The sequence below is a fragment of the Exiguobacterium sp. TDN 0502 genome, assembly GCF_050846835.1.
Lineage (GTDB): Bacteria > Bacillota > Bacilli > Exiguobacteriales > Exiguobacteriaceae > Exiguobacterium_A.
The window spans coordinates 534826-548659 of sequence record NZ_JBOZGJ010000001.1 but is presented as its reverse complement, the minus strand read 5'-3'; the positions used below and the strand labels follow the sequence as shown (position 1 = coordinate 548659).

Sequence of the window (13834 nt, the reverse complement as noted above, 5' to 3'; positions counted from 1 at the left end):
GGCTTCTAGGATGTCTAAGTCTAAGGTGTTGGATTGGTTGCCTATCCTTACTATCGACAATATCGGATTTTTATGAAGAAAATATTGGATTTTTTTGAAAAAAGGGGTTTTGTTTTTTGAAAAACCCTCCTGTTTTTTTAAACAGGAGGGAATCTGGTCAGATAGCGAAACGGGCGAGGAGTGTGCTGAGGTCCGTCGTCGGTCGTTCACAGGAAAAGTCGTGACAGAGATAAGCCGTCGCTTCGACCGGCTCGGGATAATCGATAAGAAACGGAACAGATGGAGCGAGTTCGCGTTTTGTTCCAATCAACAGTGCTACTTGCGGTAAGCGTAACTGCTGCAGTCGATTGAGCAGCGCCGGTTTCTCCGTGCCTTCGGGAAGCAGGATGATCAATTCCACCGGTTCCATTTGCCGGTGTGTAAAGATACTGACGAGTGAGGCAAGTCCGGTCGGCTGCTGCCGGACTTCTTCTATTAAAACGTCGAGTGCCCGTTCGGCACTTTCCTGATACGTCAGATGACCTGTCAACCGACTGAGTGTGACAAAAGCATCCAACGCGACACTGTTTCCGGCAGGGGTGACGCCGTCATACAGTTCGAGTGGGCGGACGAATAACCGGTCCGAATGTGCGGCAGTCAAATGAAAATAGCCATCCGCTGTCTGGAATTGATCCCGGAGTACATCAGCAAGTGCTACGGCTTCTTGTAAATGAACCGCTTGACCGGTCGTCTGGAAGAGTTCAAGATGGGCATCAAGCAAATAGGCATAATCGTCGAGAAAGCCGTTACCGGTTGCTTGACCATCACGGTAATGGACGGCGAGCCGGCAGTCGGTACGGACGAATTGTTCGAGCGTTGTCATGGCACGCGATGCGATCTGTGTATAGTGGGGGTTACTAAAGACACGCCCTGCTTTTGCGAACGTCGAAAGCATCATCGCATTCCATGATGTCAGTCGCTTATCATCGCAAAACGGTCGCGGACGTTGATTTCGCGCACGAAGAAGAAGCTGACGCTCGTGTTCCAGTTGAGCTGCCGTCTCGGCAGGTGACAGGTTAACAGAACGGGCGAACGCCTCAAGCGTTCGTCCTGTCCGGTAAAAGACGTTCCGTCCTTCGAAATTCCCGGATGGCGTGGTCTGATAGAAGCGGGGGAACAGTGCATCCGGTCCGAGTAAGTCCAACAGTTCGGCTGATGTGAACGTATAATACTGCCCTTCGCCCCCTTCGCTATCCGCATCAAGCGCAGCGTAGAAGGTGCCGTCCGGAGCGGTCAGTTCATGTTCTGTAAACGACAGGACTTCTTCCGCGTAGCGGCGGAAGCGGATTTGTCCGGTCACTTGATACGTTTCGATGCATAGAGTCGCAAACCACGCGTTGTCGTACAGCATCTTCTCGAAATGAGGAATCTGCCACTCAGCATCGACCGTATAGCGGAACAGACCGTAACCGACCTGATCGGTCATTCCGCCGTCACGCATCGCAATCAACGACCGCATGACCATATGGAGTGCCGTCTCGTCTTCAGCGAACTGATAATAATCGAGTAAGAAACGGAGCAGGGCAGGCGAAGGGAACTTCGGTGCCTCTCCGAATCCGCCATTTTGACGATCGAATTGCCGCATCGCCTGATCAAAGGTCTCGTGAATGATGGATTCATTCCAAGTATGGGTAGACGTCGCAGGCTGCAATACGTCGCGAAGTGTTTGCGACATGTTCTGACCGACTTGGGCGATTCTTTCGGGTGAACGCCGGAACTGTTCGCTGAGCTGTAGCGTCACCTGACGAAAGCTCGGGCGATTGAACTGAGGCGTTTTCGGAAAATACGTACCGATATAAAAAGGTTGTTGATCCGCTGTCATGAAGACGCTGAGTGGCCAGCCGCCTTGCCCGTTCATGACTTGCGCGGCTGTCATATAGAGATGATCGATATCAGGCCGCTCCTCTCGGTCGACCTTGATTGCGATATAACGTTCGTTTAAGAGTTTTGCCGTTTCTTCATCTTCGAAACTTTCGCGAGACAGCACATGACACCAATGACACGTCGAATACCCAATTGATAAAAAGATCGGTTTGCCGGTTTCCCGTGCGGCAGTGAAGGCGTCTTCCCCCCATGGGTACCAATCGACAGGTTGATGTGCGTGTTGCAATAGGTAGGGACTCGTTTCATGGATAAGTCGATTCGACATGATGGATTTCCCTCGTTTCTTCTATAATAGTAAGTCTTCTTCACGATACCCGGCTTTGACGGCAGGTGCAATACCGATTCCAAACGGAGGGAAAACGATTTTTTAAAAGAAAGATTGACTTTATAAATGAATCTGTGATAGATTATTAGAAGTCATGAATCGAGGATGATCACTCATGTGAGAATCTTCAACCCATATCATACAATTAAATCGACAGGTCAGGATTTTTAGACCGCTACTGACAAATGAGTCAGACATAAGTCATCGCTTTTATTTTGTCCTTCTTCATACTACGAGGAGAAGTTGACCCAGCAAGATAAACCTTCCAATCGATACTTTTCCGCTCATTCCTGAGCTATTTCTAAAAATCCCAGTATCATGCGTCCGTTGCAGACGCATCACGATTCTTGCTAAAATGCTTGATTCAGCTGGCGCGGCCAAGGAGCCGTAACAACGAAAGAGAGGTAGGGCTTTCGTCGTTTCAGGTGTTTTGATCACCTGTAATCCTCGATTCCCATGACAACCAAAAACAACGACACGCTGATAAGGCGTTTTTTTTGTGCCCTTTTTAGGGTAAAGGCGACCTAAAGGGGGTGGCAAGATGCCGTGGGATGAACAGAATTATCCGGATTCGTTTAAGAACTTTGATCGACCGCTCCGGAAGAAAGCAATTGAGATTGCAAACGCTCTGTTAGAAGAAGGATATGAGGAAGGACGAGCGATTCCAATCGCGACATCGCAAGCTGAAAAATGGTACGAAAGTCACAAAGACGAACGATAAAAAGTTGTAAGCGATACCATTTCTTTCATTTACGAAGGATGGTATCTTTTTTTACGAAAAATATACACTCTTTTGAATATAATCTGATATTATAAAGAAGTGTCAGAAAATTCAATAGGGGGTCTCATCATGAAATACGGCAGTACGTTTGGAAAGTGGGCATTGGCCGGAGTATTGACAGCAGGAATCCTTCCACAAGCGGGTCTTGTCGGGGCAGAGGGCGAAGGCGTCATCTTGTCTGAATACATAGAAGGAACAAGTAACAACAAGGCAATCGAGTTATACAACGGGTCAGGACAAATCATCAACTTAGCGGACTATACACTCGTTCAATATACGAACGGCGGACCGTCTGAAGCGAAAATCACACTGTCCGGTACAGTAGAGCCGGGCAAGACGTTCGTCATTGCAAACTCAAGCGCTAACGCAGATATTAAAGCAAAAGCACAATTGACGACCGGTTCATTGAACTTCAACGGAAATGATCCGGTTGCATTAAAAAAGGGCGACGTCGTCCTTGATATCATCGGACCAATCGGTTCGTCTGCAGATTTCGCAAAAGATACGACACTCGTTCGGAACTCAAACGTTACATCCGGTTCAAAAACGTATGAACCATCGCAATGGACGAGCTTCCCGGTCGATACACTGACGAATCTCGGCAGCCATGACGCACAAGCAGGAGACATGCTCGTAGCACCGACTGCTTCACCGGTCGGCGAAGTCGAGCGCGGGGATCAAGTGACGTTGAGTGGCGAAGGAACGATTCACTATACCGTCGACGGTTCGACACCGACTGTTGATAGCCCGGTCTATTCGTCACCGATCACGATCAATGAAGAAATGACGATTCAAGCGGTTGCCGTCAAGGACGGTAAAACGTCAGCTGTCTCGACATTCAAGTACTATATCGCACCTCCGATCACGAAAATCAGTAGCATCCAAGGGGTTGCTCATACGTCTCCATATGCAAATGAACTCGTTCGTACGACGGGTGTCGTCACATACGTCGTTGATGCGAATAACTTCTATATGCAGGATCCGAATCCGGATAACGACAGCCGGACATCGGAAGGGATTCTCGTCTATTCGAAAAACCACGGTGCTGCCGTCGGACAAAAGGTTGCGACGACAGGGTATGTCAAAGAATGGATTCTTGGCGGATACAGTGATAAGTTCGATACCGATCTTGCCATGACGGAAATCAGTTCAGTCAATCTTGTCAAAGGTGCGCTCAATGAAGGGTTACCGGCGAGTATCGTGCTCGGAGAGGACGGTGTCTTGATTCCGACACAAGTCGTCGACAATGATGCCTTTGCACAGTTTGACCCAGAAGAAGATGCAATCGATCTGTACGAAAGTTTAGAAGGAATGCGTGTTGCTTTACCAAACGCACGCGTCACAGGTCCGCAAGCGAACCGGACGATTCCGGTTCGTACGCAGACGGATGCAAACAAAGTGTATACGAAGCGCGGCACACCGATTCTGACGAAGGATAATGTCAATCCGGAGCGCTTGTTCGTCGAGATGGGAAGTTCATCTTATCGTGCCAAAGCAGGAGACCAATTCGATGGAACGATCGAAGGCGTCATGAGCTACAACTATTCGGCCTATAAGGTGCTTACTAAAGCGGCGGATCTCCCGAAACTCGTCACAAGTGAAGCAGAGCGTCAACCGACGAACATCGAAACAGGGGAGTCACGTTTGACAGTCGCTTCTTACAATGTAGAAAACTTCGCGTCGACGGCTGATGCCGGAAAAGTCGATCGTGTCTCGGAAGGAATCGCGACATTCCTTAAGACACCGGACATCGTCGGTTTGACGGAGATGCAGGATAATGATGGTGCGACGGATAGCGGAACAGTCGATGCTTCGAAATCATTCGAGACACTGATTGCGGCGATTGAAGCCAAAACAGGCGTTCGTTACGCTTATACGGATATTGCACCGGAAGACAAGAAGGACGGGGGACAACCAGGTGGAAACATCCGTGTCGGGTTCCTCTATAACCCGGATCGCGTATCACTCGCACCGGGTGAAAAAGGTAGCGCGACGGAAGCAGTCGCAGTCGAGAACGGTAAGCTGACGAAAAACCCGGGTCGTATCCAGCCAACGGATCCGAACTTCGATAGCTCACGGAAACCGCTCGTCGCGGAATTCCTCTTCAACGGTGATTCGTATCACGTCATCGTCAACCACTTCAACTCAAAAGGTGGCGACGGAGCAGACTTCGGTAAGAACCAACCGGTCGTTCGTAAGAGTGAAGTCCAGCGTCATGCGATTGCGAACATCGTTCAGGACTTCGTCTCTGAATTGAAAACAGAAGTTAAAGACTCGAACGTCGTCGTCCTCGGTGACTTGAACGACTTCCAGTTCTCAGAAACACTTGATATCCTGAAAGGGAAAAATCTCTGGAACACAGTCGACGATCTTCCGGAGTCCGAGCGCTACTCGTACGTCTATAACGGAAATGCACAAGTACTCGATCATATCCTGATCTCAAACAACTTAAAGCGCTATACATCTTCCGATATCGTCAACATCAACTCGGAATATATGGAAGCGGACGGCAGTGCAAGTGACCATGACCCGGCGATCATCTCGATTCAAGGTGCAGAGACGGCAGTACCGGTTAAAGGAAAAGCAGAAATCGGAAACTGGCGTGCTGTTCAAAAAGGGAAACATATCTTCATTGAACGGAAATTAGGACGCCACTGGTTAAAAGCGAGTGAAACGCATAAGGATCAGCAAGGCGAACTGCTCGCACTCCGTGTTTCGCAAGGACGTCCGTACATTCAAGTACAGGTGAAAAAAGGAAAAACGATCTGGCTTGAATTGTCGAACAAGTACAAGTTGAAAGAAACAACAAAGTATCAATGACATGAAAAAGCGGACTTAACGGTCCGCTTTTTTGCGTGCTGGAACAAAAAGTGAGAGTAGAGAGAGCGTACTGATAGAGAGGGTTGAGATCAGGGCGATCGGTAACGGGATGACGCGGAACATATAGGTGAAGTGGATGATAATCAAAAAAAGAATGATGGCAAGACCGGGAATGAACTTCTTCGATAGCAACATACCCGATCCGGGCACGAGCAATTCGAAACCGAGTCGTTGATTTAATCGGACATCTTCATGTGCATTCGCCAAACTGAACGAGACGGTTAAAGCGACAAGAATCATCCAGCCGGAAAATAAGTATTGCTGAATCGGTAAGAAGGCGATGGATTCGTAAATGAAATATAGTAAAACCATAGGTCAACTCCTTCATAGCATGATGTTATTTGGAAAAGCATTGAAAGTTTGGCTTACGAATTCTAATAATACCGAGTGCGGCATCAGAGAGCAATCAAAAATAATAAAGGACAAAATAAAAGAATGTTCACACATTTTAAGAAGAGGGGAATAATATTCAGTATGTGTACTAAACCTTTTCAAGAATCGTTTAAATAGAAGCATTTTGCTTAAATGAGAGCGCTCCCATCAAATATGTCGGATTTGTGGACGAAAGATGTGATTTAGATAAATGAGAGCCGATGACTGTTCGGGAGAGTCAATTTCTTTTAAAATAAAGGTAATGAAATAAAAGGAGGCGAAACGAGGACATGAAAAAATGGCTGATCATCGGAGTAGCAGCAGTAGCCTTTTTTGGTTACGAAAACATTTCCATGGAACAGGCAGAAGCCGATTATCCGAAAAGTGGCGGCAAGCTGATTGATCGATATAGCAGTGAGTATCCGGGATTTGACTGGGAAGTCAGACGGACGGCAACGGAGGAATTCGTCGCCTTGACGAAGGATGGAAAAGATTACGGGAAGTATCGTTTTAAGAACGGTGTGACGACGCAGGGTGCCGTTCTCAATAAAGATACGGAAGGATCATTAAAGAAAAAAGGTTGGACGGCAGTGAAGTCTTACCGTAAAGGTAATACGAATTACATGTTGAACCTCGACCATGCAGCCGTTTATGAGAAGAAAGGCAATTACGTGACGTATTTCTTCGACCAGCATGACGGCAATAAGGTCAAAGCGACGCTTGCAATTCCAAAAGACGTCGAAGCGAAGAAAAAAGGCTTCTATGGCACTGCTTCAAATGCCTTACGGACAACTGACGAAAAGTTGATGTTGCGCCTGATGAACTGGGAACGCGCCGACTATAAATTGAAGGCGTTAGCACCTTATACGGTACTGAAACCGGTCACGCGCGGGCACAGTGAGAACATGGCGAAGAATAACTTCTTCTCGCATACGGATCCGCAAGGACGGGATCCGTTCGACCGGATGGAGCGCGGTGGTATCCGCTTCTCAAGCGCAGGTGAAAACCTCTCGATGGGGTACCCGAACGTCTTTGCAGCACACTGGGGACTGATGAACTCGAAGGGACACCGGGACAACATTCTGCAAAAACGGTTTACGCAAGCAGATGTCGGAGTAGCTTTCCGGGACAATGCGCCGTACTTTACGATTAATTTCCGGACACCTTAATACGTGAATGGAGGACGATATCACTCGATGTTGTCCTCTTTTTCATGCATCGCGTTGTTTTATACTAAAAACAGGAGGTGGGGTACTTGGAAATCCGTCAATTGAACGAAGAAGATGCAACGCTTTATAAAAGACTCCGCTTAGAAGCATTGCAACATCATCCGGAAGCCTTTGGCTCCGATTATGAAGCGGAAAAAGAACGACCGGTCGAACAGTATGCTACGCGTTTTCAGAGTGAACAAGCAGCAACGTTCGGTGCGTTTCATGAAGGAGAACTCGTCGGTGTCGTCACCATCGTCTGCTTAGAGCCGATCAAGATGAAATATCGAGCGAATCTATTCGCGATGTACGTCACACCGCGCATCCGAAAGCAACAGGTTGGGCGGCAACTCGTACAAGAGGCATTACGTACATTAGAGAAACGTCCTGTGATCGAGCAAGTCCATCTGTCGGTCGTCCGGACGAATGAAGCTGCTAAAGCGTTGTATCGGTCCCTTGGTTTCGAGTCGTACGCGATCGAACCGCGGGCGCTGAAAATCGGCAATACGTATCACGACGAAGAACTGATGTGGTACCGGTTTTAACCAAAACATCCGGATGTCATAGAGCGATGCGCTCCTGAAATCCGGATGTTTTTACTTAATCTGCCCATTCAGGCTTACTGAATCCCTTGAATGATTTTTCGATGACTGTGTTGAACGCATCCGATTCGACGGCTGCCTTCAAATCTTTTGCGACCTGCGAATCCGCATCTTTCGTTTGGACGGCAACGAGATTGCGGTATTGCTCATCCATCGTCTCAAGTGCTAACGCATCAAGTAAGTCGAATTTTGCAGCCAAAGCGAAGTTCCCTGGAACGGCTGAGACATCGACGCTTTCGATGGCTCGTGGCAATTGCGCCGCTTCAAGCGGTTTGATGACGAGTTTCTTCGGATTCTTGACGATGTCTTTTTCTGAGACGGTCAACGGATCGACGTCCGCTTTCAGTTCGATCCATCCTTGTTCCGCAAGTAAGTTCAACGCCCGTGCCTGGTTCGTCGGATCGTTCGGTGTCGCGACTTCAGCACCCGTCTTGACGTCGGCGAGTGTCTTCGCCGTCTTACTATACAGTCCCATCGGTGCCGTCGGAACAGTGATCAGTCCTTTTAGATCGAGGTTTTTTTCTTTGGCGAACGTCTTAAGGTAAATCGAGTGTTGGAACAAGTTGGCGTCGACATTGCCGCTACCGAGGGCGATGTTCGGTTGGATGTAATCGCTGAACTCGACGATTTCGACGTTGTAGCCTTTTTTCTCGAGTTGCGGCTCGATCGCCTGTTTGACCATGTCGCTATACGGACCACTCGTTGCCCCGATTTTAATTGTCTTGTCTTTTTCATCCGCACTGCTGTCTCCACATCCCGCGAGGACTCCTGCACCGAGTAAGGCTGTAGCTAAAAAAGCATATCGTTTTTTCATGATTCCACTCTCCCTGTGTATGTATGATTAGCGTTTATCTGTTTTTCGCGCCAGTTGATTGCCAAGTGCTTGAATACTTTGAACGATGACGATGAGGACGACGATCGTCACGATCATGATGAGATTATCGTAGCGATAATACCCGAAACGGATCGCGAGGTCACCGACACCACCACCGCCGACGATACCGGCCATCGCCGAGAAGCCGATTAAGCTGATGGTTGTTAACGTGATGCCCTGGATGATTCCCGGAAGTGCTTCCGGTAGAAGAACACTGACGATGATCCGTAACGGTGTTGCACCACAGGCTTCGGCTGCCTCAATCAAACCGGGCGGAATCTCGCGCAGTGACGTCTCGACGAGTCGCGCGAGAAACGGAATCGCTGCGACACTGAGGCTGACGGACGCTGCCGTCGGACCGATCGTATTATCGAGTAAGAACTTCGTTAACGGAATGAGGGCGACCAGCAAGATGATGAACGGCAGGGACCGGACGATGTTGACGACGAAGTCAAGGACACGCCGGACGGCAAGATTTTGAAAAAATAATCCGCGATCGGTGACGAACAGGAGAATCCCGAGCGGAATCCCGACGACTAAGGCAAAGGCAAGCGAAATGCCGACCATCCACGCTGTCTCACCGAGCGCTTTCAGAAGCTCGGGTAACATCGTTTGAATACGTTCAAGCCACATCCTGAATCACCTCGAGTGCGTGAAGTTCCGTCGCGAGCCAGTCGAGGGCGGGAGTGATTTGGTCGGATGAACCCGTCAGGCTGACGATCAAGACACCGAAGGCGACATCCTGAATGTAGTCGACCTTCCCGTGCAGGATGCTGACCGAGATATCGTACCGACGGATCGCTTCTGATAAGGTACTCTCGCCGGTTTTCTCGCCGGTGAACTGCAAGCGGATGATCTTGCCAGGTGTCGCTTGCAAGATGCGTTCCGGCAGTTCGATCTGCAGTGCCGTATCGACGTAATGCTGGGTCACCGGATGTTTCGCCTGACTGAACAAGTCATAAGTAGATGCGACTTCGACGACTTCTCCTTGCGACATGACGGCGACACGGTGGCAAATCTGTTTGACGACATCGATTTCATGGGTGATGAGGACGATCGTCAGACCAAGTCGTTCATTCAAATCTTTCAACAAATCCAAAATTTGCAGTGTCGTGACCGGGTCAAGCGCAGACGTCGCTTCGTCACATAACAGGACGGTCGGATCATTCGCGAGTGCCCGGGCAATCCCGACGCGCTGTTTCTGTCCGCCGCTCAATTGGCTCGGGAAGTTCGTTTCGAACCCTTCGAGTCCGACGAGCGAGACGAGTTCCTGAATCCGTTCTGGAAAATCGGCGCGTTTCACACCAGCTGCCTTGAGCGCAAAGGCGATGTTATCCGCGACGTTGCGCGACTGGATCAATTGGAAGTGTTGAAAGATCATGCCTGTCCGTAAACGAAGTTGACGTAAATCCGCCTTCGACATCCCGCCGAGCGAGACACCGTCGACCTTGACCGTTCCTTGCGTCGGATGTTCGAGCCCGTTGATCAGGCGAAGTAACGTACTTTTACCGGCACCAGATTCACCGATGATGCCGAAGATTTCTCCTTTTTGGATCGTCAAATCGACATCTCGTAAAGCAAAAATCGGGGTCCGGTCCCGGACGAACCGTTTCGTAATCTGTTTGAATTCAATCATCCGCTCATCTCCTCATACAAAAAAAGTCGCTTTTTCCTAGTAGCAGAGCAACCAGAAAAAAGCGACGAAAGTGTAAGATTTCGTAACTTATCTCTCAGAATGAATCCATTCTGTAGGATGTGGCACCGTTCCTGATAGGTGGTTGCCGGACGTCGTTGGGCCTAATCCCTCGGTCGCTCTCGATAAGTAGTTATGCTGTTGGGATTTACTTTAACGGAAATGATTCCCATCTGTCAAACGTTTTTTCAGAATTATTCCGCAACAGGCGTCCGGAACAAGTTGAGCGTGCCGATGCGGTCGACGGCTTCTTCCAACCGTTCGACATCGGCGATCAGACTGATCCGCACATATCCTTCGCCGTATTCACCGAAGAAGGATCCCGGTGTTACCGCGACGTGTGCTTCGTCAAGCAGGTGATCGGTGAAGCTTTGGGATGTGTAACCTTCAGGCACCGGGAGCCAAACGAAGAACGAACCGCCGGGACGTGGTCCATTCCAACCGATCGCGTCGAGTTTTGCGAATAAGGCATCACGTCGTGTTTCATACAGCTTGCTTAATTCGCGGACGCATGTCTGATCACTCGTCAAGGCGACGGTCGCCGCATGTTGAATCGGTGTGAAGGCACTGACGTAAAGATGTTCCTGGTACGTCTCGATGCTTGAGATGACGGACGGATTTCCGATCGCAAAGGCGATCCGGAAGCCGGACATGTTGAAGCGTTTCGAGAGTGAGAACAACTCGATCCCGACGTCTTTTGCGCCTTCGGTCTGCAGGAAGCTGCGGGTCGGGCCGTCGAAGCTGATGCCGCCGTAGGCGAGGTCATGGACGATGCAAATATCATGGGCATCCGCGAAAGCGACCGTCTGTTCGAAGGCTTCCGCTGTTGCCGTGGCGCCAGTCGGATTACTCGGGTAATTGAGGAACAACATCCGGGCACGCGCAATGTCTGTTGTATCAAGCAAGTCGTAATCCGGTAAGAAGTCGTTTTTCTCAAGCAACGGCAGTGTGATCGGATACGCACCGGCAAGGGCGGCACCGGACAGGTAATCCGGGTAACCGGGATCCGGAACGATGACACCTTCCCCCGGATTAACGATCGTTTGCGGTAAAGCGACGATTCCTGCCTTACTACCGAGCAGAATCGTGACTTCTGTAGCCGGATCGATCGTGACACCGAATTCGTTCGCGTAAAAGTGCGCGACGGCTTGTTTTAGAAAATCATGTCCACGAAACGGTGGATATTGAAGGTTCGTTGGCTCATCGATCGCCTGTTTCAGTGCGTCGAGAATATGTACGGGCGTCGTTTGATCGGGTGTTCCTTGACCAAGTGTGATGACATCATGACCGGCAGCTTTAACAGCACCAATCCGGTTCGCAAGTTCAGCGAACACAGGTGCAGGAAGCCGGTCGATGGCGATGGATGGAGCAAAATGTTTCATGGATGCGTGCCTCCTTCATGGTATTGTCGTCAAGGATAACGAATATTCAGTCAAAAGAAAAGAACTTTTTCGAAATTCGAAAAAATTTCCAAATAAACAGGTGCAGGCATGCAGAGCGGGAATAGAGAGTAGGGAGAGGAGTGAGGAGATGAAGCGAGCCAACTGGAAAGAGGCTGTTGTCTATCAAGTCTACTGGCGTAGTTTTAAGGATTCGAACGGAGATGGCATCGGTGACTTACGCGGGGTCATCGACAAACTCGATTACATCGCGTCGCTCGGTGTTGATGTCGTCTGGTTGAATCCGTGTTACCGTTCCCCGGACGTCGATAACGGTTACGATATCGCAGATTACTATGATGTCATGGAAAAAGCGGGAACGATGGGGGATTTACAGGAATTGATTGCAGCGGCACATGCGCGTGGACTAAAGATCATCTTGGATCTGGTCGTCAATCACACGAGCAACCAGCATGACTGGTTCCGTCAGTCGCGGGACCGGATCAACGATAAGGATGACTGGTATATCTGGAAAGATGGAACGGAAGGAACACCGCCGAACAACTGGCGCTCGTATTTTGCGCCGAGTCCGTGGACGTGGAGTGAAGAGCGGGGACAGTATTATTTTCATTCCTTCGCAAAAGAGCAACCGGATTTGAACTGGGAGCATCCGGCTGTCCGTCAGGCGATTTACGACATGATGAACTGGTGGGTGGAGCAAGGCATCGACGGATTCCGGATGGATGTCATCAACTTGATTAAAAAACGCTCGCTTGAGGATGTCGTCAATCCGTTCAATCTGTCGTATCTCGGAAATCAGCCCGGTGTACACGACTTTCTGCAGGAGATGCATGCGAACGTCCTTGCCGGAAAAGACCTGTTCACGGTCGGGGAAATCCCGTTCGTCGGACCGGAAGACGGTCTGTTATATGTCAGTGAAGAGCGGAACGAATTGCGAACACTGTTTCACTTCGAAATCGCGGACGACATGGAGGCGATGGATCTTTTACGTTTCAAGGAAATTCAGAAACGCTGGTATGACGTCCTGTATCCGTTAGGCGTTCATTCACAGTTTCTCAACAACCATGATCATACGCGACAAGTGACGCGATTCGGGAGCGAACGGTATCGCGTCGAGAGTGCGAAACTACTCGGTTTGATGCTGCATACGTTACCCGGCATTCCATACGTGTATCAAGGGGAAGAAATCGGGATGACAGGAATCCGTTTCTCGGATCCGTCGATGTATCAGGACGTCGCGTTTCGCAATCGATACGAAGAGCGCGTTGCTGGCGGCGAGGATCCGGAGGTCGTGCTCTCGTCGATGCAACTGCTCGCACGCGATAATTCCCGCACGCCGATGCAGTGGGACGGCACGCACGCGGCAGGCTTTACGAGTGGAAGACCGTGGTTAGCCGTTAACCCGAACTATCCGGACATCAACGTCGCGCAAGCAGAAGCGGATCCGGCATCGGTTCTTGCGTTCTACAGGAAGCTGATTCGGTTACGCAAGGAGCATCCGGTCATGGTTTACGGTACGTACCGCGACTTAGCGCTTCACGATCCGTATCTTTACATCTACGAGCGGGAACTAGACGGTGACGTTTGGCGGATCGTGCTTAACGTGCATGATGAACCGATGGAGACGGCATTCTTATTACCGCAGGAACAGCTGCTCCTCTCAAACTATCCGGATACACCGGATGAACTGCGTCCTTATGAAGCAAGAGTGTACCGCTACCCTGTTGCAGAACAGGTGTGAATGGCGTGATATAAAAACATCCGCGACGCATCTGA

11 protein-coding genes and 1 riboswitch are annotated in these 13834 nt (G+C 49.7%); of the genes, 5 read left to right on the top strand and 6 right to left on the bottom strand.

Features of this window, described 5'->3' with window-relative positions; translation table 11 throughout:
• Positions 1 to 157: 157 nt before the first annotated feature.
• Positions 158 to 2188, bottom strand: coding sequence for a thioredoxin domain-containing protein (locus ACRPK8_RS02630; protein WP_432236784.1), 2031 nt, complete (start codon positions 2186 to 2188; stop codon positions 158 to 160).
• A gap of 601 nt (positions 2189 to 2789) precedes the next feature.
• Here ACRPK8_RS02630 and ACRPK8_RS02625 point away from each other — a divergent pair.
• Positions 2790 to 2969 carry a hypothetical protein gene (locus tag ACRPK8_RS02625; RefSeq protein ID WP_432236783.1) on the top strand — a complete coding sequence of 60 codons (180 nt, stop codon included), beginning with the start codon at positions 2790 to 2792 and terminating at the stop codon, positions 2967 to 2969.
• Between the two features lie 129 nt (positions 2970 to 3098).
• On the top strand, positions 3099 to 5849 hold the full coding sequence (locus ACRPK8_RS02620; protein ID WP_432236782.1) for a chitobiase/beta-hexosaminidase C-terminal domain-containing protein: 2751 nt from the start codon (positions 3099 to 3101) through the stop codon (positions 5847 to 5849).
• A gap of 15 nt (positions 5850 to 5864) precedes the next feature.
• Here ACRPK8_RS02620 and ACRPK8_RS02615 read toward each other — a convergent pair whose 3' ends face one another.
• The gene (locus ACRPK8_RS02615; RefSeq protein WP_432236781.1) at positions 5865 to 6221 is read right to left on the bottom strand and encodes a hypothetical protein; all 357 of its coding nucleotides are present in this window, start codon (positions 6219 to 6221) and stop codon (positions 5865 to 5867) included.
• A gap of 350 nt (positions 6222 to 6571) precedes the next feature.
• Between ACRPK8_RS02615 and ACRPK8_RS02610 the strand changes: the two genes are divergently transcribed.
• A complete protein-coding gene (locus tag ACRPK8_RS02610) occupies positions 6572 to 7450 on the top strand; it encodes a CAP domain-containing protein (RefSeq protein ID WP_432236780.1) in 879 nt (292 codons plus the stop codon).
• An 86-nt stretch (positions 7451 to 7536) separates the two neighbouring features.
• Entirely contained in the window at positions 7537 to 8034 is a 498-nt protein-coding gene (locus tag ACRPK8_RS02605) for an N-acetyltransferase family protein (RefSeq protein ID WP_432236779.1), read from the top strand.
• A gap of 55 nt (positions 8035 to 8089) precedes the next feature.
• On the opposite strand, the gene ACRPK8_RS02600 is transcribed toward ACRPK8_RS02605, so the two are convergent.
• From ACRPK8_RS02600 to ACRPK8_RS02585, 4 genes are all read right to left on the bottom strand, one after another.
• Positions 8090 to 8905 carry a MetQ/NlpA family ABC transporter substrate-binding protein gene (locus ACRPK8_RS02600; RefSeq protein ID WP_432236778.1) on the bottom strand — a complete coding sequence of 272 codons (816 nt, stop codon included), beginning with the start codon at positions 8903 to 8905 and terminating at the stop codon, positions 8090 to 8092.
• A 27-nt stretch (positions 8906 to 8932) separates the two neighbouring features.
• The gene (locus ACRPK8_RS02595) at positions 8933 to 9598 is read right to left on the bottom strand and encodes a methionine ABC transporter permease (protein ID WP_432236777.1); all 666 of its coding nucleotides are present in this window, start codon (positions 9596 to 9598) and stop codon (positions 8933 to 8935) included.
• Positions 9588 to 10601: a methionine ABC transporter ATP-binding protein gene (locus ACRPK8_RS02590; RefSeq protein WP_432236776.1), complete on the bottom strand. Its 1014-nt coding sequence runs from the start codon at positions 10599 to 10601 to the stop codon at positions 9588 to 9590. Before ACRPK8_RS02590 ends, ACRPK8_RS02595 begins: the two co-directional genes overlap by 11 nt.
• Before the next feature lie 84 nt (positions 10602 to 10685).
• Positions 10686 to 10790: riboswitch (SAM riboswitch) on the bottom strand.
• Positions 10791 to 10852: 62 nt separating this feature from the next.
• On the bottom strand, positions 10853 to 12040 hold the full coding sequence (locus ACRPK8_RS02585; protein ID WP_432236775.1) for an aminotransferase class I/II-fold pyridoxal phosphate-dependent enzyme: 1188 nt from the start codon (positions 12038 to 12040) through the stop codon (positions 10853 to 10855).
• A gap of 148 nt (positions 12041 to 12188) precedes the next feature.
• Between ACRPK8_RS02585 and ACRPK8_RS02580 the strand changes: the two genes are divergently transcribed.
• Positions 12189 to 13799, top strand: a complete 1611-nt coding sequence (locus tag ACRPK8_RS02580) for an alpha-glucosidase (protein WP_432236774.1) — start codon at positions 12189 to 12191, stop codon at positions 13797 to 13799.
• The last annotated feature ends 35 nt before the right edge of the window (positions 13800 to 13834 follow it).